This window comes from Rhodococcus sp. DMU2021 (genome assembly GCF_019641445.1).
GTDB lineage: Bacteria > Actinomycetota > Actinomycetes > Mycobacteriales > Mycobacteriaceae > Rhodococcus > Rhodococcus pyridinivorans.
Map to the genome: position 1 here is coordinate 42,718 of NZ_JAIFKB010000019.1, position 26,168 is coordinate 68,885.

At 66.4% G+C, this 26,168-nt stretch carries 23 protein-coding genes; 11 read left to right on the forward strand and 12 right to left on the reverse strand.

Features of this window, described 5'->3' with window-relative positions:
• The first annotated feature begins 41 nt into the window (after window positions 1-41).
• From K3M35_RS21640 to K3M35_RS21650, 3 genes are all read left to right on the forward strand, one after another.
• The gene (locus K3M35_RS21640) at window positions 42-2,363 is read left to right on the forward strand and encodes an AAA family ATPase (RefSeq protein ID WP_138845948.1); all 2,322 of its coding nucleotides are present in this window, start codon (window positions 42-44) and stop codon (window positions 2,361-2,363) included.
• A 178-nt stretch (window positions 2,364-2,541) separates the two neighbouring features.
• Window positions 2,542-3,735, forward strand: coding sequence for an AAA family ATPase (locus tag K3M35_RS21645; RefSeq protein ID WP_175428136.1), 1,194 nt, complete (start codon window positions 2,542-2,544; stop codon window positions 3,733-3,735).
• Between the two features lie 51 nt (window positions 3,736-3,786).
• Entirely contained in the window at window positions 3,787-5,580 is a 1,794-nt protein-coding gene (locus K3M35_RS21650; protein ID WP_138845946.1) for a hypothetical protein, read from the forward strand.
• On the opposite strand, the gene K3M35_RS21655 is transcribed toward K3M35_RS21650, so the two are convergent.
• Both K3M35_RS21655 and K3M35_RS21660 read right to left on the reverse strand, forming a co-directional pair.
• The gene (locus K3M35_RS21655) at window positions 5,577-7,346 is read right to left on the reverse strand and encodes a tachylectin-related carbohydrate-binding protein (RefSeq protein ID WP_175428135.1); all 1,770 of its coding nucleotides are present in this window, start codon (window positions 7,344-7,346) and stop codon (window positions 5,577-5,579) included. The two genes, K3M35_RS21650 and K3M35_RS21655, sit on opposite strands and share 4 nt — an antisense overlap.
• Window positions 7,347-7,505: 159 nt before the next feature.
• Window positions 7,506-7,727 carry a hypothetical protein gene (locus K3M35_RS21660; RefSeq protein ID WP_138845944.1) on the reverse strand — a complete coding sequence of 74 codons (222 nt, stop codon included), beginning with the start codon at window positions 7,725-7,727 and terminating at the stop codon, window positions 7,506-7,508.
• Window positions 7,728-7,952: 225 nt separating this feature from the next.
• Here K3M35_RS21660 and K3M35_RS21665 point away from each other — a divergent pair, with 225 nt between their 5' ends.
• Together K3M35_RS21665 and K3M35_RS21670 are read left to right on the forward strand one after the other, a co-directional pair.
• Window positions 7,953-8,747, forward strand: coding sequence for a hypothetical protein (locus tag K3M35_RS21665; RefSeq protein ID WP_138845943.1), 795 nt, complete (start codon window positions 7,953-7,955; stop codon window positions 8,745-8,747).
• A 218-nt stretch (window positions 8,748-8,965) separates the two neighbouring features.
• Window positions 8,966-11,386, forward strand: coding sequence for a hypothetical protein (locus tag K3M35_RS21670; RefSeq protein ID WP_217580339.1), 2,421 nt, complete (start codon window positions 8,966-8,968; stop codon window positions 11,384-11,386).
• Between the two features lie 62 nt (window positions 11,387-11,448).
• On the opposite strand, the gene K3M35_RS21675 is transcribed toward K3M35_RS21670, so the two are convergent.
• Entirely contained in the window at window positions 11,449-12,054 is a 606-nt protein-coding gene (locus K3M35_RS21675) for a transcriptional regulator (RefSeq protein ID WP_072816040.1), read from the reverse strand.
• A gap of 244 nt (window positions 12,055-12,298) precedes the next feature.
• On the opposite strand from K3M35_RS21675, the gene K3M35_RS21680 reads away from it, so the two are divergent.
• Window positions 12,299-13,339 carry a hypothetical protein gene (locus K3M35_RS21680; protein WP_217580340.1) on the forward strand — a complete coding sequence of 347 codons (1,041 nt, stop codon included), beginning with the start codon at window positions 12,299-12,301 and terminating at the stop codon, window positions 13,337-13,339.
• A gap of 16 nt (window positions 13,340-13,355) precedes the next feature.
• On the opposite strand, the gene K3M35_RS21685 is transcribed toward K3M35_RS21680, so the two are convergent.
• The gene (locus K3M35_RS21685) at window positions 13,356-13,709 is read right to left on the reverse strand and encodes a hypothetical protein (protein WP_072816036.1); all 354 of its coding nucleotides are present in this window, start codon (window positions 13,707-13,709) and stop codon (window positions 13,356-13,358) included.
• Window positions 13,710-13,869: 160 nt separating this feature from the next.
• Between K3M35_RS21685 and K3M35_RS21690 the strand changes: the two genes are divergently transcribed.
• Both K3M35_RS21690 and K3M35_RS21695 read left to right on the forward strand, forming a co-directional pair.
• The gene (locus K3M35_RS21690) at window positions 13,870-14,064 is read left to right on the forward strand and encodes a hypothetical protein (protein ID WP_217580341.1); all 195 of its coding nucleotides are present in this window, start codon (window positions 13,870-13,872) and stop codon (window positions 14,062-14,064) included.
• Between the two features lie 142 nt (window positions 14,065-14,206).
• Window positions 14,207-14,359, forward strand: coding sequence for a hypothetical protein (locus tag K3M35_RS21695; RefSeq protein ID WP_169918160.1), 153 nt, complete (start codon window positions 14,207-14,209; stop codon window positions 14,357-14,359).
• A 109-nt stretch (window positions 14,360-14,468) separates the two neighbouring features.
• On the opposite strand, the gene K3M35_RS21700 is transcribed toward K3M35_RS21695, so the two are convergent.
• From K3M35_RS21700 to K3M35_RS21715, 4 genes are all read right to left on the reverse strand, one after another.
• Window positions 14,469-15,263, reverse strand: a complete 795-nt coding sequence (locus K3M35_RS21700) for a metal-dependent hydrolase (protein ID WP_138845940.1) — start codon at window positions 15,261-15,263, stop codon at window positions 14,469-14,471.
• Window positions 15,257-15,520, reverse strand: a complete 264-nt coding sequence (locus tag K3M35_RS21705) for a hypothetical protein (protein ID WP_138845939.1) — start codon at window positions 15,518-15,520, stop codon at window positions 15,257-15,259. Before K3M35_RS21705 ends, K3M35_RS21700 begins: the two co-directional genes overlap by 7 nt.
• The gene (locus K3M35_RS21710; protein ID WP_138845938.1) at window positions 15,517-15,765 is read right to left on the reverse strand and encodes a hypothetical protein; all 249 of its coding nucleotides are present in this window, start codon (window positions 15,763-15,765) and stop codon (window positions 15,517-15,519) included. Before K3M35_RS21710 ends, K3M35_RS21705 begins: the two co-directional genes overlap by 4 nt.
• 568 nt (window positions 15,766-16,333) lie before the next feature.
• The gene (locus K3M35_RS21715; RefSeq protein ID WP_217580342.1) at window positions 16,334-18,994 is read right to left on the reverse strand and encodes an FtsK/SpoIIIE domain-containing protein; all 2,661 of its coding nucleotides are present in this window, start codon (window positions 18,992-18,994) and stop codon (window positions 16,334-16,336) included.
• Between the two features lie 945 nt (window positions 18,995-19,939).
• On the opposite strand from K3M35_RS21715, the gene K3M35_RS21720 reads away from it, so the two are divergent.
• The 3 genes from K3M35_RS21720 to K3M35_RS21730 all read left to right on the forward strand — a co-directional run bounded on the left by K3M35_RS21720 (window position 19,940) and on the right by K3M35_RS21730 (window position 22,688).
• Window positions 19,940-21,151, forward strand: coding sequence for a hypothetical protein (locus K3M35_RS21720; RefSeq protein WP_217580343.1), 1,212 nt, complete (start codon window positions 19,940-19,942; stop codon window positions 21,149-21,151).
• A 401-nt stretch (window positions 21,152-21,552) separates the two neighbouring features.
• Entirely contained in the window at window positions 21,553-21,945 is a 393-nt protein-coding gene (locus K3M35_RS21725) for a hypothetical protein (RefSeq protein ID WP_138845935.1), read from the forward strand.
• Window positions 21,942-22,688, forward strand: a complete 747-nt coding sequence (locus K3M35_RS21730) for an RES domain-containing protein (RefSeq protein ID WP_138845934.1) — start codon at window positions 21,942-21,944, stop codon at window positions 22,686-22,688. The genes K3M35_RS21725 and K3M35_RS21730 overlap by 4 nt, the downstream gene beginning before the upstream one ends.
• A gap of 165 nt (window positions 22,689-22,853) precedes the next feature.
• On the opposite strand, the gene K3M35_RS21735 is transcribed toward K3M35_RS21730, so the two are convergent.
• From K3M35_RS21735 to K3M35_RS21750, 4 genes are all read right to left on the reverse strand, one after another.
• The gene (locus K3M35_RS21735) at window positions 22,854-23,111 is read right to left on the reverse strand and encodes a hypothetical protein (protein ID WP_138845933.1); all 258 of its coding nucleotides are present in this window, start codon (window positions 23,109-23,111) and stop codon (window positions 22,854-22,856) included.
• A 72-nt stretch (window positions 23,112-23,183) separates the two neighbouring features.
• Window positions 23,184-23,693, reverse strand: coding sequence for a single-stranded DNA-binding protein (locus K3M35_RS21740; RefSeq protein WP_138845932.1), 510 nt, complete (start codon window positions 23,691-23,693; stop codon window positions 23,184-23,186).
• Between the two features lie 104 nt (window positions 23,694-23,797).
• Window positions 23,798-25,432: a hypothetical protein gene (locus K3M35_RS21745; protein ID WP_138845931.1), complete on the reverse strand. Its 1,635-nt coding sequence runs from the start codon at window positions 25,430-25,432 to the stop codon at window positions 23,798-23,800.
• Between the two features lie 253 nt (window positions 25,433-25,685).
• The gene (locus K3M35_RS21750) at window positions 25,686-26,018 is read right to left on the reverse strand and encodes a hypothetical protein (RefSeq protein WP_138845930.1); all 333 of its coding nucleotides are present in this window, start codon (window positions 26,016-26,018) and stop codon (window positions 25,686-25,688) included.
• Between the last annotated feature and the right edge of the window lie 150 nt (window positions 26,019-26,168).

Genomic DNA, 26,168 nt, shown 5'->3' on the forward strand with positions numbered 1-26,168 from the left:
CACAGGCATCGACAGGCACCATCACGAAAGGGACCGGGATCATGCTGCGGTTGAAGTCGCTGGAGATCACCAACATCCGCTCCGTCGAGCACATGACACTCGATGTGGACCCGGACGGCACGACCGCTCTGTACGGCCCCTCGGGGGTCGGCAAGTCGGGCATCCTCGACGCGTTGCCGTGGTGCCTGTGGGGAGACACCGGGTCAGCCGGATCGGCAGCTGCACTGCGCCGCGAGGGATCCACCGAACCCGCCCAGGTCACCGCCACCGTTCTCATCGACAGCGACGAGGTCGTCGCCGTACGCCGGATCACCCGCTCCGAGGCCGGTGTCGAATCCGCGTCGGCGAAACTGTGGATCAACGGCGTCAAGCAGTCGAACGTCACGCCGGCGTCGTTGACCCGGATCATCACCGAGCTGACCGGGCTGACCGCGAAGACGTTCCGCGGCGCGTTCTACATGGCGCAGGGGCAACTGACCGAACTGATGACGGGCACCCCTGCGAAGGTGCAGGAAACGTTCGAAGAGCTGACCGGCCTCGACGACCTGACCAAGCGTATCCAGGGACTGCGTGAAGAGTGCAAGGACGCCGCGGTCCGGGCCGAGGCACTGCCCGGTGACCCGGCCGAGGTGAAGCGAACCGCCGACGACGCCGAGGAAGCCGGGGCCGAAAGTGATCGCCTGCAGCAGGAATGCAACCGAGCCGCGGCTGACGCTGCCGAAGCCCGGACCATCTGGGATGCCGCCAACCAGCAGGCGAAGGAACTGCAGCGCGCCGAACGCCTCGCCCGCGATTCCCGCGAAGCCGTAGTCGGCGCCCAGGCACTTGCAGCGGACGCCGGGCAGGCTGTCGACGCGGCCCGCCAACGTCTCCACGATCTCGGTGAGGCAACCAGCGGGGATCACGAACCGCGGGGCGCCGTCGCCCGCCAGGCGTGCACCGATCTCGAACACGCGCTCGGCGAACTGACCCGCCGCGGCACGGAACTCAAGTCCGCCGCCGGGCAGGAGAGCAGTGCCCGGACCGCCGCCGAGCAGGCCCGCGCCGCACACGCGGCCGTCGACCCGGATGCGTTGGCCGCCGCGGTGACCGCCGGGCAGGCCGAGGTGGAGGCCGCGCGAAGTGCACACCAGGAGGCCCTGCGGGCAGCGCACGTCGCCGACGCCGCCGTCGCCCAACGCGACGAGGCCATCGCGACGCTCTCCCGCGCGATGGACGCTGCCGCATGCCCGACCTGCCGACAGGACGTCGGCGACGTCGCCGCCCTGATCGACGAGCAGCGCACGATCCTGGACCAGGCACGTGCGGAGGCGACGGCCGCCCACCAGAGGGCAACCGCGCTGGACCGGGCCCTGCTCGACACCGAGACCCGGCTGCGCAAGGCCCACGACGCTCTCGCGAACGTCGACAGCCTCGCGCTCGTCGCCGAGCACGCGGAGGCCGCGGCCAGCGCCGCGACCCGGCACGCCGACCAGGCCGCCGGGGCGCTGGCCGAGCTGGTCGCCACTCACCAGAACGCACCGGCACCAGCCGGGCGGGACGAGATCCACCGGGCAGCGCTCACCGTGCACGAGCAACTGACCGCACAGCTCGCCACCGCACGCACGGTCACGACGGCATGGAATGCGTTGGCCGACGCCCTCACCCGGGCGGCTGCTGCCGGCGAGCGCGTCGAGGTGGCACGCGCCGCGGTGGTGGACGCACCGAGCCCCACCGACGTCGCGGCCGCCGAGTCCCGCGAAGCAAACGCACGCGCCGCCCTCGACGCTGCACAGGCACGCGCCGCGGACGCCGCAGCGCACGCCCAGGCCGCGCGCGCCACAGCGATGCAACTCGACGGCATCGCCGACGATGCCGCCACCCGATGGGAGCTCAAGAGAGAGGCCGCCGAAAAGGCGGAGATCGCCCGCATCGCCCGTGACATCGGAATCGCCCTGCGCCGAGATCTGCTCGCCGAGTACTGCGCCACGATCTCCGCAGCAGCGACCGACATCCTGACCCGACTGGGCGGAGAACATGTGGGGTTCGTGATCGACGAGACGTTCGTACCGCAGGTGGTGTTGCCCGACGGGACAACCCGCGCCACCCGGCAGCTCTCCGGCGGCGAGAAGGCCCGCGCCGCGGTGTGCGCATTCATCGGGTTCTCCCGCCAGCTCGCCGGCGGTGGCGAGCCCGGCATGCTGTTCGCCGACGAAATTACCGCCTCGCAGGACGAAGCATTCCGGCGGGACATGCTGACGATGCTGCGCGCCCTGGAAATGCCGATGATCGTCGTCTCGCACACCGCCGACGTCCTCGACATCGCGTCGCGGGTGATCCGCCTGCAGCGCCCGCCACTCGGATCCACCCAGCTCGCCGCGTGATCAGCGGCCACCTCGGCTGTCGATGATCGCGATGTCAAGACAGCCGGGGTGGACCATCGCTCGTCTACCGTTCGACCGCTCCACCACCCTTCGAAAGGATCACCACCTCGTGCTCGCCTACGGATACGTCGGATTCCCTGCAGGGTCAGGGAACTCGTCAAGTGCAGCGATAGACCTGGTGCTGCTGCGTGACGGGACGCCGCGACGCTGCCACGGCACGATCGGCGCGTCTGCCTGGGAGTCCACACCCACTGGATATGACTCGCTGCTCGACGGGATCCTGCAGCTGGGGTCGAACGTCGAAGACACCCGCGATCGAATCGGCGACCCAGATTCGCTGCCGATGCGCGTGATCGAACTCGCCGACACCGTCACCGACGAGCGGGTCCCGAACGCCTTCATGGTCGCGTACTTCAAGTCGGACGACCCCGACGAGCAGATTGAACAGTTCGCCAGCGCCGCCTTGGCCGCCGGTAGCGACGCCCCCGCGGTGGACTGGGACAGCGACCCCGCCGGCACCGACCTGGAACCGGCGATCTCCTCCGACCCCGACCAGACGTACAGCACCCCGTCCGGAGACCCGTACCTTCCGCGGATGGTCGGCGGCATCGTCGACGTCACCGTCGTGCGCGCCGCCATCGCCCACGGGTGGACCGTCGGCCTCGCCGGTGAACCTGGCTCAGGCAAGACCACGCTCGCGCAGGTCGCAGCGCCGGACCTGCTGCAGTTGACGTTCCACGGCGAGACAACCGTCGAAGACATCGTCGGCCGCTATAACCCCGATCCGACTGCACCGTCGGGGTTTGCCTGGGTCGACGGGCCCCTGCTGCAGGCCATGCGGGAAGGACGTCCGTTCCTGGCCGACGAGCTGCCGCGCGCGCCGCAGGAAGTGCAATCAGTGTTCCTCTCCGTGTGCGATCACCGCCGCACCTACATCGACACCTCCAACCCCCATGTCGGTCAGGTCGACGCCGCCGACGGCTTCGCGGTGCTGATCGCGTACAACCCCGGCTCCGGGTTCGGGATCCCCGAGGCGCTGCACGACCGGATCGCGTTCACCGTCACCGTTCCCACGGACCTGTCGACCGCGGAGAACCTCGGGGTACCGAAGGCATTCGTCGACGCCGCCCGCGCCCTGATGACAGCGAACGACGTCTCACGAGCGAAGAGCCTTGAGTCGGTGTGGGTGCCGTCGCTGCGCGCTCTGCTGAAGGCCCGCGACATCGCCCCGGTACTCGGCATCGGCTTCGCAGCACGATCGTTGGTGTCGGCCTGCCCGGAGCCGCTCCTGCGCGGCCGAGTCGCCCAGGAGCTGGAAAAGCACCTCAGCCTGGGTTCGGGCGAGCTCGGCGAACTCATCGCCCAGTCCTGACCAACACACACATCCGCACCAGAATCGGGTGCATCGAGAAGGGAATCCGCAGTGGGGCCGCAGAGTTGGGAGCTGACCGGATGGTCGGCGACCGAATGGGCACGGCAGATCGCCGGGCGCGGTGACGTCACCGTCACCCTCGATGCGACACCGGGTGGAGTCGACGTCGATCCGACGTCCGGGCAGATCCGCATCGACCCGCACGCGGCAGAGCTATCGGTCGACGATCGCGGACGCATTCCGACGACCAGGACGCTCGTCGACCGCTTGTCCCACCCGATCTTGGCTGGTCTCGTCCTCGACGGAGCTTCGCGTGCAGCGCATTCGCGGTGGCGCGGCCGCGTCGGTGACGCCGTCCCGGCCGGGGTGCTCGATGTTGCGTGGGCGCTCGACGCCGCGCGTGCGCACCGCAGACTGATCATCCGCAGCCCGAGGTCGCGGCTGTTCCTCCGGTCGGCCGCCCCGGTGACGATGTCGGTGGTGGCGTCGCCGCGCGTGCTGCTCGAGCGGGTGTTGCCCCAGGTTGACGCCGGGGTGCTTCCACGGTGGGTGGGCGAGCGGATCCGCCCGGTCGTGGAGGAGGAGTTCGGCGCCGACGTCGTGGCCGAGTGCACGCAGATCTGGCGTCAGGTCCTCGCCCTGCGTGACAGCGACGACGAACGGCTGTTGGCGTTGGCCGGGCAGTGGTGCCGTCTGCTTCCGGATGCCGATCCCGACAGTGGAAGTGGGGCAGGTTCCGGGCCGGGGGAGGAAGCAGTGCAGTCAGCCGATAGCGACGACCACTCCGGTGACGGCGTCGACAGCGACGGTGACGACGGTGAGACCGGGACCGACCCGAGCGACCAGGAAGCGAACCCCAGGGAGGGCACCAGTGATGCCAGCGACCGACTCGACCCCGGCACCGGGATCGGCTCGGGCTGGACAGACCTGCTGCGTGACCTCGCCGCGGAGACCTCCGCCGAGGCAGAGCTCGAACTCCACCAGACGCTCGGTCCGCAACCGACACCCGAGAAGCGGGCCGACGACACCCAACGCGACCTCGCCGCGGCCGCAGCCCGAGCGGTGTTCGACGCGAAAGCCCTCACCCGCATCCGGCACCGGCCGCCCACCGACACGGAGGTCGCCGAGCGCGCGGCGATCGTGCGCCGCCTCAAACGCGCCCAGTACGAAGCGCCCCGGCAGGTCACCGAACAGGTGGCCTACCCGGCGGGGAAGGCTCGCACGAGCGGACTCGTCCAACGCGCAGCGCAACGCGCCAACGGGCAGGCCGTCACCGCGACACCCTGGCGCCGCAATCGACGCAAGGTCACCGAGAAGCCGCCCCTGCATGTCGGTGTCGTCGTCGACGTCTCCGGCTCGATGGACCGCTGGCTCCCGGCGGCCGGCACGGTGATCTGGTCGCTCGCGGAGGCCGCGGCAGAGCTCGGCGGTACCGCCGCCGCCACTGGCTTCGGCGGTACCGTCACCGCACTGCTCGGACCTCGCGCCCGCGCGAACCGAGTACCCGTCGTCCCTGGAGGATCCTCCTCGACCGGGTGCGCCGAGGCGATGTCCGCCGTCACCGCCGGCGCCAATCTCACAACTGCTGTCGGGGCCCGCGTCCTCGTCGTTCTTACCGATGGTGAACTGCCCAGCCACGAAGCCTCCGCGATTGGTGACCGGGTGCGATACCTACGCCGCCACGACGTCCATGTCGTGTGGGCGCTGACCGGTGACCGCGAGCGAGCTCAGGTCATCCCCGAGGACACCACGGTCGTTGACCATGTCACTCCACACGCCTTCGCCGAACTCATCTCCGTCGCGATCGCCGGCGCACTCAAGAGCACTGCAATTCCTGTCTCTTAATGAGGGCCCTTTGGTGGACGGTCTCCCACCATTGGAATGAATGTATTGAAACTACGCCAATGAACACCAGGCACTTGTGCAGGACCCCGCCACGAGGGCGTTTTTTCGCCAGGTCCATCCCGCCATTGTCTAAAATTGTAAAGAAGCATTTCCCCGTTTGGGTAAACGCCGGCAATAAATCCATCTCCGAATGCAAAAACCGAGGTGAAGCCATGCCATCCGGTGCCAATTTTGGTTGGGCCCTCAACTTTTCCTTCCGGATCCGGCGAGTTCTTGTGGCGGTGCCAAAATAGATCGCCCGACTGGTCGATTCCGTAGATTACGCCGTTGCTGCCGCCGAAAACAGTTACGTAGTCGGGCCAATTCTCGGAAATTGTTGTGAGGTTACCGAATTCGCCGTCTCCGCCTTTGACGTCGGCATGGAACATCACTTTCAACGTTCTCTCTAGTCGGAAAAGGTTCGTCTGGTGAATTTGATATATAGTACCGCCGCCGCCGTTTACATGGGTGCGGTACTCGCCTCGGACAATAATCAGGCGGCTTGCCCGTGGTCGCTTGACCGTGCGGGGCCCGGTCCATCCTTGTGGGCCTTTGGATATATCGTCTTCTCGGTACCATTGTACCGACCCATCTTCGGAAAGAGCGTACACGATATTGCCGTATGTACCGAGCACTTCTGAAAAGTGTTGCCACCCTACGCCAAGGACGTCGCCGATTTGTACTACTTCGGGCGGTTCGGCTACTGCAGTCGTCGTCTTTATTTGATATCCACGCAATTCGCCGCTTGCATCGATCCCGTACAGAGTGAGGTCCGCGTAAAACCAGTCCGCAAATTGTCCATAGACGGGATCGGCGAGGCTTCCTCTGTCCCGAATTCTCGTGACCGATTCTTCCAGTATTCGCAATGTCTTGATCTGGGGTGACTCTTCTTCCAATATGGCTTCGTCGTTGACCGCGAGACGCGGGTCCGCCGTGCACATTGCTGTTGGGTAGTCGCGGTAGTCGATATCGAGGTCTCGAATATGCGTGCGAGTTCTATCGATATGGTTTACTGCGACAAACGAGTATTCGCAGTAACCCTTTTTGTTCGGGTATGTAGACATCAATATTTCGAGCTGTATTCCGAACCTGAAATGCTCTGCGATTGTCTGCGGTGGAACTTCTCCGGGCACCCATTCGCGACGAGTGGAGACCCAGCCGAGAAGCGCGCTGGCGCTGGAGGAAAATGTGGGGCGTGGAACCCCCGCTTTTATTGCTGCTTGGGCGGCGAGAGCCCACACCATGGTGCCCAACCCGAATACTGGCAAAGGGAGCCCTTTAAAGGATGGCGGCAAGGGGCGCCAATCCTTCGATGCTTCAGTCGGCTTTCTGACCGCCTCATCCCAGAGCCAAAGGTCCCTGTCTTCATACATTACGCGAAGATGATCGAATGCAGATTCGGCGATATTCACCGCATCCTCGGGATGACCTTGAAGGTCTCTGGAAAGTTTCTTGATTGAAAGCTGATGGGTATTGATATTCCTCAGTCGTTCACGATTGTCGCCCTGACTCACTCTATGCTCAAGATGGCTGACCCGGTCATCGATACTGTTTATGTACCGTTCAAGGTCTGCGACACGTTCCTGGAGTTCTCGGAGCGCACGATCCTCTTTGCTTTCTTTTCCGAAGTTGTAGATGCCTTCAAGGATGCTAAACGCCTTCGCTATGTATTCCACATAAGGAACGGACTCGACTACCGATAGAAATTCTTCATCGTCCGATGGCATTGTGAACTCCATTCAAGTTAAGTTGGTTCGTGGCTCGGGGATGTAGTGGTTGTCGCCGGGCGGCGATGCGGTGGCACTGCCTACTCCTTAAGGTGTCGGTAAAATCCGGAATAGGCTCCGACTCAGGCAGCGCTCGTAAGCGCGACTAATGATTGATGGCTACCGGATGCGGATCGACATCCCCCGCATCGAAATATTATTGCTGAGCATGCGCCCGCGCAGGGCACAACTTGTCAGCATTTGTATAAAGATTGGCGTTTTATCCGTACGGTCTTGTTCGGTGAACCGTTCGACGCGGTCGAGTTCGACGCCACCTCGTCCGAGGTCAATGCCATCGGCTCCCATCTGTATCAAACTGTTACCCGAAAGCCGCACGATCATCGTGAAGGATTGCGAGAACGGTCGAATTGAGGTGCTCGGCGCAGAAACTGCGCGCGATACTGCGACACGGCCCGTCCCGTTATGTACCTCATTGTTCAGAGGTAGTCCAGAACATGGTGATGGTCGCGGATACTTTGGCCGCGTTGCGGGTCTGGTAACTGGTGGAGAAGCTGCCGCGCATGATGCCGAGCACCTGAATGCTTCCCGCAGAATGTGAGGCCCTCCGTGACCGAACCGACCGTGCGTCACCCGATCAGCATCGAAGACGCTGCCCGTCTCGACCCCGCTCAGATCGCACCACCGATCGTCGTCACCGACGGCGAACACACCGAGATCGGTGCCGCCCACGGCCGGGTCCTGCCGTTGATCGGCCACCGCCGCCCCTACATCTACGATGTGTCCCTGCCCGACAAGCGCCGCGTCTACGCCGACACCCCCGAAGATGCGATAGCGGTCATCATCGGCGGTGACTACGCCGAGAAACTCGCCGCCCTGCGCGATCTCGAATCGTCGATCGACGACACCGCGATCGACGAGGCATGGCTGGCCCTGGCCCGCCTCCGGCACGCCCACGCCGACCGGCTCCGGCTGGCGCTGCAGCAGCAGATCAACGACCTCGCCCAGCGGGACGGCAGCTGGGATCACCTCGGCGACGAGGAACAGCAGCAGCTGACCAAGGCCGCGGACCCCGACGGCCCCTACCCGGTGGGTGTCCTCGAGGAAATCCCGTTCGTCGACGAGGAAGACAACCTGCGCACCCGGATGGCGGGGGTGTGGTCCGCGCGGGTGTCGCTGGTCCTCAACACCGGTGACTACGACCCCTACTCGAACACCCCGCTCCTACTGTCGGAGATGACCCGCGACGGCGTGGTGGTGCCTGGGGATCCGAACCTGGTGGTCCTCGACATCGGCGACAGTGCCGCCTATCTGGAGTCCCTGGAGAAGGCCGGCTGGCTGACGATGTCGGTGCTGCCGGCCGAGCAGCCCGACCCGATCTTCCGGGGCATCAACCTGAGCTGACCGCTGTCCGCTGAGGTCATCTCCACTGCTAGACGCGGTGATTCGACCTTCACGACACCGGTGCTGTCGGTGCACCACGCCAGGATGAACAGCAATCGGATCTGCCACACACCCCCGATCGAGGAAGGAGTCGGCGCGGCCAGGAAGCCGCCGCCGGTAGGAGCATGGTTTGCAGAGAGAACAAAGCGAGGTCGACCGCGATCCGCCTCGCGAAGGAAATGTGCAAGGCACAGGGGCTGGGCTCACTGCACGATCGCGAACTGCAGTCCGCCATTCACGAGCGGCAGCACCACTTCGACGGTGCCCCACCGATGACCACCGAACAGCAGATCGCGTTCGTCGAAGGCCTGCGCCAGCAGATCGAGAACGATCCGTCGATCTCGGATCGGGAGAAGTACCGGCAGAGCTGGGACCAACCCGGGGTGATCACTCGCCTCGACACCGAACTCGACCGTCTCAAGACCGGGATGTACACCGACCGCTTCGGCAACAAGACGCCGCTGACGGACGCACAGAAGAACGCCGGCAACCAGCTGCAGGCGATCCAGTACCTCGGGACCATGGTGCCGCGCATCCAGTCCGCGAAAACCACGTACTTCGAGATCAACGCTCGGCACACCGGCCGCAGCATCGGCGAAGTGCAGGCCGAGTGGGATTCGATCATGGCGCGCCAGGGAACCGGCCGCGGCAGCGTCGGTATCTCGTTGAAGGATTCGTGGCGCGACGATCTCGCGGTCGCAGGCCTGTCCGCGCAGGGACAGGCTGACATCGGCCAGTCCAAGCGAGCCCGGGATGCCCTGGCAGAAATGGAAGAGCGGCGCCTCGCGCACCTGGCGAAACAGCCGAGCCGCCCGACGATCCGACCCGAGCACCGTCGTGTGTACGCGCAGTCCGCCAACCCGAATGTGCGCTGCGAACAGTGCGGCCAGTTCGGTCACGAGCAGCCCGCCTGCCCGAACGGTGACCTCGCCGCCCGCCGGAAAGAACTGCAGGCCGAGCACCACGCCGCAACCAACGCCCTCAAGGCCGCATCGGTGCAGCAGGTTCTCGACTCAGGGCAGGAGCCGGTCTATCTGCGCCGCGACGGCGTCGAGGTCCGCGGTGATGAAGCGCGCCGGCTCCTCGAGCAGGACCGTGACAGCTTCGCGGGCGGGCAACCGATCACTACGGTCGCCGACGCGAACGCGCGGTTGAAAGCCGTCGCCAACAGCGACGCCGAGCTGCAGCAGGAGATGGCGGCCCGCACCGGTGGGGTGTCGTCGTGGGTGCAAGAGGTCGCGTACAACGAGGAATCCGGCCTGATGATGGTCACGACCGCGCCGCGGACCCGCAAGGACGGCCAGGTCTCGCCCGGCAAGACGTACCCGTACCGCGTGTCCAAGGAAGAGGCCGCGCAGATCCTCGCCTCCGACGAGGTCGGCCGAGCCATCTCCAACACCGTCATGCGCCGCGGCAACGGCAAGACCAACGACGCCTACCACTGGGAGAACGCCGCCGACGCGCAGGCCGCGCAGGAACAGCGCAAGTGCCCGACCTGCGGGCGGTGGGCGTCGATGACGTCCTCCCACGCCTGCCCGGTCCCCGGCTCGGCGGCCGCGGACAACAGCATGTCCGACCGTGCGCAGCAGGCTCACTGGCGCGCCCAGGCCCGCGCGGCACGCGAGGCCGGTCTGGAACCGCCCGCGCCGCCGATGCAGCGGGTCAACCTGATGTCGCAGCGGCAGTTCAAGCTCCCCGGCGGCGGCATCGCGAACGTCCCGCCGCCGCGCGATGTCCGCGACCAGGTCGCCGCCGGCCGCGCGGCCGCCCCGTCGGTCAGCTTCCGGTACCCCGAGGCGACCGTCTCCGGGCAGGCCACCGTCTGGCGCGACGAGTCCGGCGTCGACGTCGTGTCCCCGTTCCCGCAGGCAGGCGGCAACGGGATGCGCTGCACCTGCGGGAAGTTCAGCAGCGGTGGCCGCTGCGAGCACATCGGGAAGGCGCTGCACAGCCTCGGCGACGCCTACGGTGCCGCACCGACCGGTGACACCGCGCTGCGGCCCGGGGTGTCGATGGCGGAGGTGCGCCGCGACCGCACGTCGGACACCGCCTACGACGCGCCCCGCGCCCCGCTCGAGCGGATGAACTACTCGCGCATCCAGAACCTGCGCGCCCAGCGGCAGGACACCCACAAGGAGGGCCTGTTCGAGAAGCAGCGTCGGGGCGAGCCGATCAACACCCCGTCGGTGAAGCCGCCGAAGGACACCGAGGGCCGAGCGGTCGCGTGGCCGACGACGTTCGAACGGGAAGGCAAGGGCGGCGCCAACTCCGACCGCCCCACTGACCTCAACGATGTCGCCGACGTGCAGTACCGGATCCGGGCCGCGCTGTTCGCCCGCACCCGTACGCACTACTCGGTGCTGCGGGACAAGGACGGCGGGATGCGGATCACCATCCCGAAGGCGCGGCGCGCGAAGGACGGCACGATCCCGTTCGCCGAGCGGGCCCGCCTCGCGGACACCCTCGGCATTCCGGCGCACCACTCCCGCGCCAACGGTGTCTACATTCCGGCGGATACGTCGTGGCGGCACGAGATGCTGTCCCGGTCGTACGGGGACACTCCGCCGCCGATCCGGGCGGCCCGGTACACCGTCGCCTGACACAGAAATCCCCTGTGGCCCCGAGGTTTCCCTCGGGGCCACAGGTCGTCATGCGTCGCTGTTCAGAGGGTCTTGAGCTTCCCGCACGGGCCGGGGACGTTCGAGGTGCTGCGTGAGGTCAGCAGGGTTCGGACGATTTCCTGGTCCGCGGGCGAGAGGTTGGGGTCGATGAAGTTCAGTTCCGGCTTTCCCAGTTCGCGTACCCGGCCCGCGAGGGTGGCGTCATAGACGGTCCGGTCGCCGTTGTAGCCGAGGATCCCCGTGACGTGCAGCACCGAGACGGTGAACTTCCGAAGGGTCACCGGAAGGAACCGTGCGGCAAGGACATCGGAGTCACGGAAATTGGTCCATGCGCCCTGGTTGGCGAGCACGCATTCGGCGTCGGTGTGCTTGACGCTCTCACCGATCTGGGTGCGATTGAGATAGGGCTCCGGCTCAATTGCGGACGCCAATGCCTGCTGCAGGACCGGGTAGTCGCCGTCGGTGTACAGCAGGGGGTAGTTCGCCATCGTGAGCAGCCTGCTGACGTCGAGATCGGGAAGGTAGCCCGATTCGAGGAGGAACTGCACGCTTGCATCCGAAGTGCCGAGCAGTTCTGCTGCCTTCTGCCGGCTGACGGTCAGCGATGCCTTGCGATCCGAGTCCTGCTGAATGAGCGTGGGGGACATGTTTCATCCTCTCGATGTGGCGGCTGCGATAGAGAAGTTACGCCGCTAGATAGGGATTGTCTACTACTAGCGCAAAATACTCTAGGAGTACATGTATCTCTAGGGCGTGTATTCGGCTGAAGGGTGCTGTTGCGACAGGTCTGGAATGGATAGTTCGAGCGATCAGGATCAAGCGACAGAGAGCGCTGGATAACCGCCTCGCTACCGTGCGCGAGAACCATCGGATCACCAAGGGAGACCGCTCGTGAGCAGCGCAATCGACACCCTCGACGACCACGACGTTGTCGACCCGAACGCCGGCCCCTGCACCGAAGAGGAAGCCCGCGAACTCGTCCGCGAGGTCGCTGAGGCAGCTGTCCGCTTCGAGGACGCGATGCAGCAGATCTTCCGCCGGCGAGCGTGGGAGCCTCTCGGCTACGACAATCCGCAGGACCTGATCCTCGGTGAGTTCAAGGACGGCGGCCTGATCAACCCGCGCACCGGGAAGCCGTACGGGCGTGCGCACATCTACCGCATGGCCCGCACCGCCCTGTTCCTCCACGAGGTGTCCTCCCGGACCGGAGTCGACGCGACCGAGCTGGACGTCGCGGAGAAGGCACTGCGGGCCGCGCGGGAGAATGGCGTCGACGACGTCACGATGCTCACTCAGATCGAGAACCGTGTCATCGCCGCCGCCGAAAGCGGGGAGCAGCCGGACAGCGAGGCCGTGCAGGAGATCGTCGAGTCGGTGATCGCGGAAGCCGCGGGCCGCACGCCTACGCCGCCGGCCGAGGAACCTGCCCCGAACAACGAGCTCGGGGGAGCACCGGAGACAATCGGCGCAGCTCCCACCCCGCGGGTCCCCTCCGAGTCCGATGGGGACGTTCCTCTGGCCTCGGAGGGCGATGACCCGACCGACTGGCCCAACACCGATCCCCACCACGAACGCGACACCAGCGTCGACGTCAACGTGGACGATCCGTTCGGGGCGTTCGGTGCACAGGCCACCGGATCGATGGCCCCCGACGGGGGACAGTCATGGGCTGAAACCCTCGCCCGCACCGACGACTTCATCCGGTTCACCGACACCCTGCGTCTGATCAACGAGATGGGTCGCAAGCTGCCCGAGGTATCCCAGGTCGCCGAGACGCTCCCCGAGTTCCTCGACGCCTGCGACGATTCCGAACTGACCGCGTTCTCCGAGGCCCTCGACGATGTCGACATGCTGCTGCGCGAGATCCCGCAGATCCGTGAGGCGATCCGCGCCATCCAGGAGTGCACCCAGGATCGCGCCGAGATGATGTAGCACCCCCGCTGGTCGGTCAGTCCGCGACGACGGACCCGTCGCTGACTCGCCGGTACGGCGGAGAGCCGCAGGAGGACACCTCGACGACCGTTCCATCCTCGAGGAACACGAACGAGCGTTGCCCACCGGCCGAGAACGGCAACGGCCGGGACGAGTAGTACGACGTCCGCCCCTGGTAGGACGCCCACCGGTAGTAGCCGATCGACCGCATGAACTTGGCGTGAGCGTCCGAGACCGCCGCGTACTCACGAATCCAGTCGATGCTGGCGCGCTCGTAGCGAGCGGGGACGAAGCCGTAGTGCCACGCATCCGAGGCGATCTCCGTCCGTTCCCCGGGCGCTGTGTCGGCGGCGGGCAGGGTCGTGGTCATGGAACCTCCATGAGAGTCGGGCGAGTGGACTCCACGACGGTCTCTCCCGATCAGCCGCGGTGTTTCAGAACGCCACCGGCCCGGCTCGCGCGCAGGCCCTGTCCGGGATCGGTGGTGACTAGCCTCGCAATGAGGGTGATGCGAATGGAGGGCACGGGAAGTGACGAGGAGTCGACGGGCACGGCTGGGACGGGCGCTGGAGAACACCAGCGCCCTCCACCTCACGGGGCGAACATGGGATGACCCCTTCGACGGTGATCCCGACGTGACGGAAAAAGAGCTGGTGGTCGAGGTGGAACCGTTCCCCACCGACCGGCACGGGACGATCGTGCTCGGCAACACCTTGAGCCCCTAATCCCGACGCCGACGCCGACGCGGGGGATGAGACCGGCGGCTGAGAGCGGCGGGGGAGCGCGGCCTATCGGTCTGCAACACCAACTGCGCCCGGTTGCGAAAGTTGTGTCATCACAACAGCACAGCGAACGGCAGGAGCAGCCATGAAGCGCAAGACCGTCGGCGGAGACGAACGAGACGCCTTCACCCGCGTGAGCCGCCGGGCCACCAACTGGAAGCCCGGAGAAGTGAAGCGGATCAAGGAACGCGCCAACCGCCGGGAACGTCGAGCAGTACGACGCGAACTCGCCGCCTGATACACGAGAAGGGCGTCACCCCAAGGAGATCCCTGGGGTGACGCCCTTCTCCTGTTCGTGGCCTATGCGCCGATCGGCGGGCCCGGATGGCGGGCCCGACACCTCCTGATCAGCGTGCGGCTGCGGCGTCAGCGACCGTCTCGAACCCCGGCACCGCCAGCACCGCCAGGACGACCGTCGCGGCCGTCAGCGCCGGCAGCAGCACGACCTTCTCGAACGGCCCGTCCGCGCGGATCCGCAGCAACGACGGCAGCGTGAACTCCCACCACCGCTTCCCGTTCACCGTCACCAGCGGCGCGAGGAACGGAATGCCCTCACGGGTGATGCCGTCGCCGATGCAGTGCGTGATGCAGCCGAGCGCGACAGCGACACCGAGGGACACCGACCCGGTCTCAGTGGGGAAGGCCTGCCACGCGATCACCGACAGCAGCGCGGCCGCGAGCGTGACGGCGAGCCAGCCCTGCTTCTTCGACCAGTCCCCGGCCAGACCCCGGATCGCCAGCCCGAGGGTGAGGAACAGCGTGCCGATGATCGCCGGCTTCCCGAACGTCGCGACCAGCACCGACACCACCACACCCAGGACGACTGCGAACAGGAGCGTGTGGGTGAGGGTGCGGTGTCCGTCCGATCTGGTGCCGTCGCGGCGGGTGCCGGTCAACCCGTGGAAGGCCGCAGATACCGCGTTGATGCCCTCGGACGCGATCTGAGACACGACGCCGAACGACCGGGCGACCGTCGACTGCGGGTGATCGAGATCGGGCAGCAGCGCCGAGCCCGCACAGACGCCAGCCCAAGCGAACGTCTCGGCGAGCGAGGATGGGCCACCCCAGCCGGTCGGGAGGACCGCGGCGGCCGCGAGTCCGACTGCGGCGCCGGACATCGCGTGTGTCGGCCCCATCACCATGACGACACCCCCACCATCGACGGGGCGAGGCTCTCGACCGCAGGACCGCTGTCCGGTGCAGTCACAGGCTTCCCGCCGATCAGGTCGAACAGCGCCGGCAGCCACTGGTAGGTCAGGTCGGCGATCGTGTTCACGACCGTCTCGAAGAGCCGGACGATGGTCGTCGAGTCCACGCCCTCTGACTCCGACCAGTTCACCCAGCCGCGGAACACGCCGAGTCCGACCGCCACCCACAGCACGTACTTCAGGATGCTCACTCGCCGTTCCCTTCCGATGCCGGTGCGGTGGTCGACAGCTGTTCGCGGATCGTTTCGCCGAGCTGCGTCCCGGCGCCGTCGGTGATCTCCTCGAGCTGTTCCTTGGCGGTGTCACTGCCCCGATCGAACAGCTCGGTGATCTTCTGGTTCCCGATGCGGAACCATCCATCGTCGCCGACCTTGGTTCCGCCGGTCACGGTCTGGAAGATCCCGAACACGATCCCGATGACGACGACGAAAAACACGACCCGCGAAACGATTCCCTCGCGTGGTCCCTTCCGTGGCGGCGCCATCAGCGGTGCCCCTGTGTCGCGTCGCTGATACCGGACGATTCGCTGTACACGTCCTGACAGGTGCAGCTCAGGAAGTGGCGTGACCGGCCCGTCACGATCACGCACAGTATCCAGCTGAGCATCGCGGTTGCGGCGATGCAGAGCATGACCATGGCTGCTCGACCCAGACTGTCCGCGGTCTGCCACGCAGCGTGGACAGTTCCTCGTTCACGTGGTGCGAGCATCATCCACATCGCAGTGGCGAGCGGAACGCCCACCGCGATCCCTGACCGCACTCTGGTGCAGTACGGGAGCGTCCGCCAACGCTCACGGGCGTGGACGAAAACACCTGGCCAGTCTCCTGTTTCCTGTGCAGCAGACATCGAAGTCCTTTCGATCGAAGTCACGTCAACGTACGAGAGGCCTTCGCCACATCGATCTGGTGAAGCATGCGGCTCGCCCTGTGATCGGTGACGACCTGCCACGTTCGGTACAGCAGTGGCGATATTCGAGGTCGCCGCCCGCCAGAAACCCTCCTGGTTCACCACTCGTCGTCGTCCCACTCGTCCTGACCGGTCCCCGCAGCGGCGCCCACCGAGGCCGGCACAGGGGCAACCACAGGTTCCTGCACGGGCTTGTCCACCACCACCGGTACGGCCTGCACCTTCGCCGGAGCGACGGGCTCGTCGGTCAGCACCCAGCGCGGCTCCCGCCCACCATCAGAGTTCGGGACCATCACCTGCTGGTAGCCCTGGGCAGCGAGCAGTGCACGCAGGCGGTCCTTCGACCCGGTGATCGGATGCGGCGGCCGCGGCGCCACCGAGGCCGGCCAGGGCGCGTCCTCGGTCGAGTTCGGCAGATACGGCACCTGCACCACGCGGAAGCCGAGTTCGCTGGTGGTGGCCCAGGCCCGCCCCTTCGGTGTCCCTTCCTCCGGGAAGCGGGTGCCGTGATTCGTGTCGAGGATCTGCTTCGAGGTGTACTCGTTGACCGGACCGACGCAGAGCCGGAATTCGCACATCTCCTTGAGCTGGGTGGACATGCGGTCCTTGTCGGGCTTCTGCGCCGCCAGGATCATGTTGATCTCCAGGGCGCGGGCGAGCTGTCCGAGCTCCTCCATCTGCGTCCGGGCGGTCACCTTCTGCGCTTCGATGTCCTCGTTGTCGGACTTCATCCAGAAGTTCGCGAGCTCGTCGAAGAACAGGATCAGCCGCTTCGGGGCCGGACCGTCCTCGGCTTCGAACTCGGGATGCTCGGCATACAGCTTCCGCAGGTAGCGCAGGTTTCGCACGCCCCGCTTGTTCAGGATCGTCTGGCGGCGGTCCATCTCCTGGCGCACGTATCCGACGGCATCGACGATCTCGAGCGCTCCGGCGGCGAAGCGGATGACCGAGGGGAACTCGGGAGTCCACGTGAAGTCGGTTCGCTTCGGGTCACAGACAATGATTTCGGCGACGTCGCTGCACCACAACGTCAAGAACAGGATGATGTCGAGGCTGCAGCTCTTGCCGGCGCCGGTGCGGCCGCCGATAAGGCCATGCGCGCATTTATTGAGATCCCAATAAAATTCGCCACCACCCTTCTGCGGACCGATGTAGATCTTGCCCTCGCGGAACTTCTCCACCATCTCCTCGAACAGCGGGGTCCCGTTCTCGGGGAACGCGATTGCATTGGCCAGTCGTGGCACTGCAGTGAGATTGACCAGCCCCTCGGCCGAGCGCCAGTCGTAGTGCCAGTCGCACGCGGTGTATAGGCCGTCGTAGTGCTGTTCGAACGCATCCTTGGTCTCGGCCTTCGAGACGTCCAACGCGCCGAACCGCACCCGGACCTGCGCCGGCAATGCGACGGGCGCCTCGTCATCGCAGGGCTCCCACGAGATCACCTCGACGTCGACATCGCTGCGACGGCCGCCGAACTTCTGCTCGACGACACTGCGGAGCCGCTTGAGTTCGAGCTTTCGCAGGGCTGCGATGTGGTTGGACGGGAAGGCACGCGCCTCGACGGTGGTCGTCGCACCGACCGTCCACTCGTAGGCCCACACCACGCCGGCAGTGGACGCGGTCATGGCGTCGTCGATCACGTTCTCCACCGCCCGTTGGTCGCGGCCGGTCGTGAACGCGCCGGACCCGAAGTCCGCGGTGAACGCGATCGGCACCCACGGATCCCCGTGGACTTCCTCCTGCCAACCGGTGACCCGCGAGGTAGCCGAGTCCTTCGTACGCGCAGCCTTGGCCTGTCCTGCGATGAGATCGGCAACCCACCGAGCGGACCGCTTGCGCTTGGCGCCGATGGAGTCAGGATCGACACCGGTGATCTCGAGGGTGCCGTCGGACCAGGTATAGATCCATTCGATCCCGCGCAGATACTCGGCGTCGCAGGCCCGTTCGATGCCGTCACGGGTGTCCTGGGCAGCGACGTTGTGCGACCCGAAAGCGAACGCGATGGCGGCGGGGACGGGGACGGGTCCTTCGGTGGGGTGCTCTCGGGTTGCCCAGTCGGTGACCTGCAGGTCGTACATCCCGTCGGTGAGGTGCTTCGGCGTCAGCTTGAACCAGTCGGTGAATTTGCTGCGTAGATATGCGATCTCGCGCTGCTGATACAGGCGCTCGTCCCCTGCCGGCACCGCCTCGGCGCGGAGCTGTCCAGTCTTGGGATCGGTGGAGTACACCCACCCACCGCCGCTTTCGGTGTAGGGGCTGGGGACCTGGTCCAGTGCCTTTTCCAGTAGTCCGCGGGCCAGGGGTGGCGCCGCGGGAGCGGTCTTCGCGAATGTCACGTCCATCACGAGCGGCCGGTTCTTCGCACCCCATCGCGACACCTTGATCCGCGAGGAGGCCGGCACCCGTACCGCAGTGGTGGAGCGGGGATGCCCGGCGACCTGTCGGGTGTCCTCCACCAGGCCCTCGACGAACCGCCGACGGGCCGGCATCACTCGCATAGCCCTCCCGACAGTCACCGCACCGCCGAGGAGCAGCAGGCCTGCGATCAGGAGCGGCATCGTGGCACCGGATAGGTAGCCGGTCGCTGCGGTGGCGACGAGTAGAAGCCAGTTCCACACTGACCGGCGCAAGCCGAGCAGGGGAGTCGAGTCGGTGAACCAGGTCAGGGTCAGCCAGTCTCGTAGGACTTCGGTTCCCTTCTGCTTCGCCTTCGCCTTGGCGGCGGCACCCGCGCGGGCACCGAATTTGGATCGGGTGGGCATCGGCTCCGGCCTCCCAGTCGACGAACAGGACGGCCACACCGTACGAGGGCAGTTATCCGCCCTCCTCGACATCGTCTGAACGGTCTCGGCGGTGACGTGGCCGCCGTGCGAGGAGGTCTACTTCGGGCTGTACGTGCCGTCCTGGAGGTCGCGGCGATCGCGGTTCAGGCGGGAATCAGCGAGGCCACTCGTCCATGAGGATGGTCGTCGGGGAAGCTCCGGTACCGAATGCCGCGAAAGTACGTAGCCGGCGATTCGTTCCGCCACCGCCGGGCACGTGGCGCCGTCATCGTCTGGTGCAGCACCTCCGTTCGGGAGAGCCAGAACACCGGTTGCCGCTTACCTCGTGGTGTCTCTGTTGCCGGAGGAAGGTCGGTGTCTGCGAATGAAGCCCACTACGAGCCAGGACACGGCGACGACGCCGAAGCCAATCCCGGGGCCCACGGAGTCGGAGGCGAGGTTCCAGATGCACAGCAGCCCGAAGAGCGCCGCGAGTAGCAGATGCGTGCCAAATCCGGGTCGTTCCCGGCTGCTCCGGGTCGTGGGGGTTCGCGCTTGCATGCCCGGCACCGTACGGCAGGACTCAGCCGGAAGTTGCGTTCCTGCCGGTCACAGGTGGTCCGTAGCGCGCCGCAAGTCCTGCGGACGCCGACAGTCCGGTCGATTACGTCGCTACCCCGGCTGCAAGCAACGTCTCGTTGGAGGTTGACGTCGCCACTTGCGTCAACAGTGCAATCCACCTCGCGGCACGAACGGCACCGCGGTGATGTTCGAGCACCTGGGCTCGCGTGCTGACTGCATTGGCGCGGTGATCGCCAGGGGGCGAGGGTGTCTGTGCGGGAACGGTTTTCGGCTTGAAACACCTTCTCGTCCGGTTCATACCTTCGTCGCATCGGATCTGCTCTGCGACAAGGACACACACCCATGCCGATTTCATGCACTGCAATGCCCATCGCTGAAGGCCCAGCACCCAAGGTCGTGCTTTCTTGGGGCCTTGGCGAAGATTCGACGGCCATCATCCTGCGGTGGCTCGAGGATCCGACCAGCCGCGATTTCGACCTTGACGAATTGGTCATCGTGGTTGCGATGACCGGTAACGAGTGGGAAGCCAGTCGGGCCGTCCTCGAACAGCACGTCCTGCCCCGGATCGCGGACGCACAGGTCAGGCTCGTCCAGGTTGCGCGATCGCAGCGCCACACCACCATCGCCGGTGATGGTGTTGTGATTCTGGACGATTCCCGTACGCCGACACGGTTGTACCTCGAGGGTGACTATTCCCTGTGGGACGAGATGACTTCTGCTGGAACGATTCCGCAGTCTGGCGGGGCGAGGCTTTGCTCGGTCCATTCCAAGGGTGATGCGCTGGACCCGGTGATTTCCCGTGTCACCCGAGGCAATCCATACCGCCACGTGATCGGATTCGAAGCGGGGGAGACCGCACGGGCGGCTAAGGATGCGTTGCACAACACTTCGCTTCGGATCGGCGAGTACCCCTTGATCGAGTGGGGCTGGGATCGAGCGGCCGCTGTCGCGTACACGCAGTCCGTTATCGGGACCAGCCCAGGTAAATCGGCCTGCACTTTCTGCCCGTATTCTCTGCAGAATCGCGTGAGTCGAGCTGCGGTACTGAGTCGCTACGCGGCCGAACCTGCAGTCGGGGCGCACGCACTGCTCATGGAGCACCTAGCGCTGGCCCTGAATCCCACCCAAGGACTCGTAGGCGGACGCCGACTGATCGACGTGGTGCGCGCGCATGGCGAACTCGACGTGGTCCTGGACGCACTCGATGCCGATCTCGACGAACGCGAACATGCCCTCTACGAGGTGCGGCGCATCCTGCGGCCCCGCAAAACCGACCCGACGAAGCTGGGCAACGCCGCACGTTCGGTCCGGATCCGTTGCCGAGGATCACGTAGTGCGATGGAGGGCATGCTGCGTCGGCTCGCCGATGAGGGCGTTCGCAGGGGGCTGATCGAGGCAGAGACCGGCGAGGATGGCATTCTCCGCATCTATCAGTACCGCCGCGGCCCGGTGTTCCCGACGGTCGAACGCTTCTTCGTAGTCGCCCCCGCCCTCGCGCACGAGAAGGAACACGAGCGTTTCGATCAGTGGTGGGCCGACGCTCGCCGCGGTGGCAGGCGCGCCGTGGCAGCCTGACGCCGGCCTCGGACGGCCGCCCGGAGCATGGGTAGCAACGACGAGCTCGGCCCCCCCACTTGGTGGTGGGCCGAGCTCGTACGCCTATCCAGGGCAGATCCGATGATTCCTCTGTCCGGCGAGCCGAGGCAGAGGACCGGCGCGGTCGCTGCCGGTGACACCGGCAGGTCTTCTCGCTGCCCAGCGAGCGCTTCGTCCCGGCGGACTGTGAGCGGGCTTGCCTGTGTCGTTAGGTAAGAGGTGCGAGAAGCCGGAATGGTTCCCGCGAACGGGCTGATTTCTTCCATTCGGGCCTCTCCGGTTTGGGCCCATGGTCGATGCCTCCCTGCGAGCCGTCGGTCGGACGGGAACATGGACGGCATTGACCGTGTGATTTACCATGTGATCAGGAGGTGGATGCTATGACAACCGCACACCCACGCCCCGACCTCGCCGCCTACAACGACGCCGCCCGCATGACCCAATCTGAGCTTGTCACCGCGCTGCGCGATTTGCTCGGCGCCAAGCTGGTCGCCTACCTGGGGAAGGTGAAGGAAACCCGCGCGGTGCGCCAGTGGGCCGAGGGCACCCGCACCATCAACAACGACACCGACGTCGAACGCCTGCGCATCGCCTACCGCGCCGCCCGGCTGATCGCCGAACGCGACACCCCCGCCGTGGCGCAGACCTGGTTCCAGGGTCTGAACCCGATCCTCGACGACCGCCCGCCGGCGCTGCTGCTGCGCGAGGGCGAGCTGTCCGACGTCGGCCCGCAGGTCCTCGCCGCGGCCCGGCAGTTCGCGGCGGTCGGATGAGCGCACCGGATCGAACGCTGATCTCCACTCCGCGCGGTGATGTCCGCTGCGTCCACGTCGACGGCGCGGCCGCCTACCGGGTGGGCTACCCGCCGACCTCGTGGGAGTGGACACCGTGGGAGTTCGCCACCGACGGGCGCTTCACCGGCCGCTGGGACGACCCGGCGGGAGTGTGGCGAACCCTGTACGTCGGCGCGACCCGCCTGTCCTGCTATCTCGAGGTCCTCGCCTACGCCCGCACGAGCGACGAGCTCAGTGCCGCGCTCGACGAGATCGACGACGACGACGAGGGTGAGTTCCCCACCATCGCGCCGGGTCGTGTCCCACGATCGTGGATGTCGTCCCGGGTGACCGGCAGCGGCACGATCACCGGATGGTTCGTCGTGCCCGGCGACCCCGAGTCGGTGGCCACCCTGCGAGCCCTGTTCCGGCCGCATGCGATCCGGCTCGGTCTGCTCGATCTCGACACCGCGGCGATCCGCGACGGCCGCCCGCGTGCCCTGACCCAGGCGATCTCGCAGTGGGTCAACACTCTTCCCGATCCCGACGGTGAGCCGGTGGCCGGCATCGAGTTCGAGTCCCGGCACGGTGACGGGCTGGTGCTCTGGGCGCTGTACGAGCGTCCCGGTGACGGACCGGTCAGCAAGAACGTTACGGTGCTGGACTACGGCCCGGTCGAGGAGCACGACCCCGATCTGATCGAAGCGATGCGTCTGCACAACCTGGTCTGGGAGGACGACTGAATCTGTCCGTCCAGCGGCCGGCGACGTCTCCTTGTCACATGAGGAGATTGGTTGCTGACCGAACACGCCAGGGGAGTGCAGCGCTGACATCCCGGCGAAGCGAGCCCTGGTTATCCGTTGGACGACCGGGGCTCGCTCATCGGGGCGGGTTGTCCGCTGGGTGGTTCACCGGCGGTTTCTGGCGGCGAGGTCCACGGCCTGAGCGGCGGCCAGCCTCTCCATCGCCTCCGCGCGGAGCGCGTTCGCGGTGGTCTCGACGCCGTGGATGTACACGGCCGGTCCCCAGGGCCCGGTGTTGTCGACTCTGATGTCGCCGTCGGCGAACCAGGTCTGGCCGTCCTCATCGTCGATGCCCTCGGGCAGTGCCTGGACCGTACTGCCGCAGTGGAGGCACCCGGTGTCGGTGTTGGTGGTGCGTGTCACGACTGCTCCTTTCGCATGGAAAGGCGGCAGACACCAGGATCGGCGCCTGCCGCCTCGCAATGGCTGGTCGGGTCAGAACGGCGGTTCGTCGCTGCCACCGGCGTTGGCGCCGGCGTAGTTGCCGTTCTGCGGGGAACTGCCCCACGGATCGTCGGTCGGCGCACCGCCACCGGAGTGGGACTGCCCGCCGCCGAAACCACCCCCGGTTCCGCCGCTGCGGCCGGACTTGGTGACCTTCGCGGAGGCGTAGCGCAGGGAGGGGCCGATCTCGTCGACCTCGAGCTCGACGACGGTGCGCTTCTCACCCTCCCGGGTTTCGTACGAACGCTGCTTGAGGCGCCCCTGCACGATCACCCGTGAGCCGCGGGTCAGCGTCTCGGCGACATTCTCGGCAGCCTCACGCCAGATGGTGCAGCGCATGAACAGTGCCTCGCCGTCCTTCCACTCGTTCGACTGCCGGTCGAAGTTGCGGGGGGTGGACGCCACGGTGAAGTTCGCGACTGCGGCGCCCGCAGGGGTGAATCGCAGCTCGGGGTCGGCTGTCAGATTGCCGACGATGGTGAGGACGGTGTCGCCTGCCATGGTGGTGCCTTTCGTGTGATGGTGCGGTGGTAGTGGGTCGAGCGTCCCGGGCGCAGGTGGCGGGTGTTTCAGATCCGGCGACCTACGCCCGGAAGGTGCTGCTGTCAGCTGGCTTTGCGGTTCTCCGGGTCGTTGTTGAATGCCTGGCCCGCCTGCTGGCGGAAGGCCATCGGGTCGGCGGCCCACTGCGCGACCTGGCGAGTGAAGGCGCTGGCCTCGATCTCGCGGAGCACGCCGGTGGGTACCTTGAAGGTGGCCTTGAGGATGAAGCGCAGGTCGTCGATGTAGTCGCTCATGCCGCACGCGTCCGCCAGGTTCTTCCACGCGGTCACCGCGTCCGGATCCTCACCGGCGGTCACTGGCCGGGGCTGCTGGATCTGCTGTACCGGTGCGCTCTCGCCGCCGCTCGGCTGCCGCTGCGCAGGCGAGTCGCCGCCATTCTGGGACGGCTGTGCCGCGGTGTTCTGCCCGCGCCCTGCACGTGGATTCTGTGGCTCCGTGGCCGGTTCGAGGTCAATCTTCAGGTAAGCCGCCATCATTCGCTGCGTGCGCGCGAAGTCCTCTGTTGCCGCCTTCCCGACGACCTTCACCCACTCACGGCGTGCGCGGTCGTCGGTGATGTGCTCGACCGCGTACGGGTAGCGGGTCGTGATCACCTGCTGCACCCATTGGCCCGCTTCCTTGTGGGACGTCTCGTTCCGGTTGACCGCGCCGACGACGTGCTTCTGCACCTGGTCAGCGAGCCACAGCAGCAATTCGGTCAGCTGCCATACGTGTTCGAGGGACTCCTCCTCGGTCAACTCGGGCTGCTCGGGCTCCTCGACCGCGGTCAGAGCGTCCTGGAACAGGTACACCGCCGACTGGTGGGTGGCCCGCAGCTTCGCCGCGAGGTACGAGCCCATGTTCGGGCGACCATCGCTGTTGACCGGCTCCCAGGCCTTCGCCTCCGCGACCAGACCCGGCCGACCGCGCACGACAGGGTTGGCGGCAGACGACGACTGTCGGGTCTGGGCACTCTTCCCACCGGCGATCTTCCCGGCGATCGCCTCGGCAATCGCGTCAACATCGGGAGCGCTACCGGACGGAGTCGCGTTGGTGATGCCACCGGTGCGCTTACCGTCGGCCACCAAGCATCGCCAGCCCTCCGGCGGCAGATCCCCGAGTTTGTTGCCGCGCAACTGCGTCCACTCACTGATGTCGGAACGCAGGTCCTTATCCGACGCGATCGCTGTATCAGCGGGATCGTCGACGGAACCGGCCGCGACGATGACTTTCACGCAGTTCGCCTTGGTCGCCTGGGGCTGCCCCGACAGGGATTCACCCGTGGCGCCACGCAGGGTGTGGATCGGGGTGCGCGGATCGATGGGCTCGTCCCGCTTCTTCTCCACGTGCTTACGGCGGCGGGTCTCGATCGCCACATACACCGGTGTGCCCGTCTCGTAGGCCTGGCGCAGGCGGTGGGCGAGCGGCCCACCGGGTTCGGCGGAGGCACCGAAGTCGTGCTGCATGCCCTGCGCGCCGCTCGAGGCGTCGAACTTGACGTACACGGTGTCGAAGCCGTCACCAGTGGACTTTTCGACGAACTCCTTGATCGCGATCGAGGCGTACTCCTCGACGAACGTCTCGGCTCGGACGGTGATGGCGGTGCCATCCTCCGGGTTCCCGATCCGCATCGGGTTGCGATCGTAGGCAACGAAACGAGCGACGTTGGCGCTGGGTCGAGACGCGATGGGGGACATGGAGCTCTCTCCTGGTGCTCGTCGTGAACTGGTGACTGCAACGCTAGAGACGCTCACCGACAGTGTTTCACTCGTTGCGCCACTGGTGGCGGACTCCGCACCGCGCAGTGTGACCGCCGCGTTCTCCACCGAACCCGAGAGGCTGGAACCGCTGTGCCTTCCAGCCAGCGCCCGAGCACCTGCGTGCGACGATGCCCCACCTCGAAGGTTCGGAGCGGGGGCACCAATGCCCGAAGGCGTGGCCGTCGACCTGTCAGCAGTCGGGCAACCGGTTGATGACCCCCTTGAAGCTGCTGCCGGCGCTCCACCCCTCGACACCGGTGACGTGGTTGCGGGAGAAGATCCAGAAGTTGGATTGCGGGCCGCTGGTGTCGGGTCCGTATGTCCCGCAGATCATCGTGACGCCCTGTCCGATGTAGCCACGGCCGATCACCGCTGAACGGCCGTCCGGAGCAGAACGGATGTTGACGCCGTTGCTCTGGTAATCGGTGACGGTCTCGGCCGATGCCGGTGCGGCGGTCGCAACCGCCCCGAGGGTAAGAGCGGTGCCGGCCATCGCGGCGGCGATGATCCTCCTGCAGTTCATGTGTTCTCCCACGGTCGGGCATGCCACGCACGGCATGCGCTGATTCGCAGCGTTGAGTGCTGCTCCCTAGTTCGAGTGCGCAGGGATGGCGAATGTTCCGGCGAATCGACAAGTCGGTGAACAGCCACATATCCGGAGCGACGTCTGAAC

Coding starts and splice junctions, on each gene's coding strand:
- K3M35_RS21640 (WP_138845948.1), top strand. CDS start 42: ATGCTGCGGTTGAAGTCGCTGGAGATCACCAACATCCGCTCCGTCGAG.
- K3M35_RS21660 (WP_138845944.1), bottom strand. CDS start 7,727: ATGATCGTGCGGCTTTCGGGTAACAGTTTGATACAGATGGGAGCCGAT.
- K3M35_RS21720 (WP_217580343.1), top strand. CDS start 19,940: ATGCCCATCGCTGAAGGCCCAGCACCCAAGGTCGTGCTTTCTTGGGGC.
- K3M35_RS21670 (WP_217580339.1), top strand. CDS start 8,966: ATGTGCAAGGCACAGGGGCTGGGCTCACTGCACGATCGCGAACTGCAG.
- K3M35_RS21745 (WP_138845931.1), bottom strand. CDS start 25,432: ATGTCCCCCATCGCGTCTCGACCCAGCGCCAACGTCGCTCGTTTCGTT.
- K3M35_RS21685 (WP_072816036.1), bottom strand. CDS start 13,709: ATGACCACGACCCTGCCCGCCGCCGACACAGCGCCCGGGGAACGGACG.
- K3M35_RS21695 (WP_169918160.1), top strand. CDS start 14,207: ATGAAGCGCAAGACCGTCGGCGGAGACGAACGAGACGCCTTCACCCGC.
- K3M35_RS21700 (WP_138845940.1), bottom strand. CDS start 15,263: ATGGTGATGGGGCCGACACACGCGATGTCCGGCGCCGCAGTCGGACTC.
- K3M35_RS21655 (WP_175428135.1), bottom strand. CDS start 7,346: ATGCCATCGGACGATGAAGAATTTCTATCGGTAGTCGAGTCCGTTCCT.
- K3M35_RS21715 (WP_217580342.1), bottom strand. CDS start 18,994: ATGCCCACCCGATCCAAATTCGGTGCCCGCGCGGGTGCCGCCGCCAAG.
- K3M35_RS21750 (WP_138845930.1), bottom strand. CDS start 26,018: ATGAACTGCAGGAGGATCATCGCCGCCGCGATGGCCGGCACCGCTCTT.
- K3M35_RS21725 (WP_138845935.1), top strand. CDS start 21,553: ATGACAACCGCACACCCACGCCCCGACCTCGCCGCCTACAACGACGCC.
- K3M35_RS21740 (WP_138845932.1), bottom strand. CDS start 23,693: ATGGCAGGCGACACCGTCCTCACCATCGTCGGCAATCTGACAGCCGAC.
- K3M35_RS21730 (WP_138845934.1), top strand. CDS start 21,942: ATGAGCGCACCGGATCGAACGCTGATCTCCACTCCGCGCGGTGATGTC.
- K3M35_RS21675 (WP_072816040.1), bottom strand. CDS start 12,054: ATGTCCCCCACGCTCATTCAGCAGGACTCGGATCGCAAGGCATCGCTG.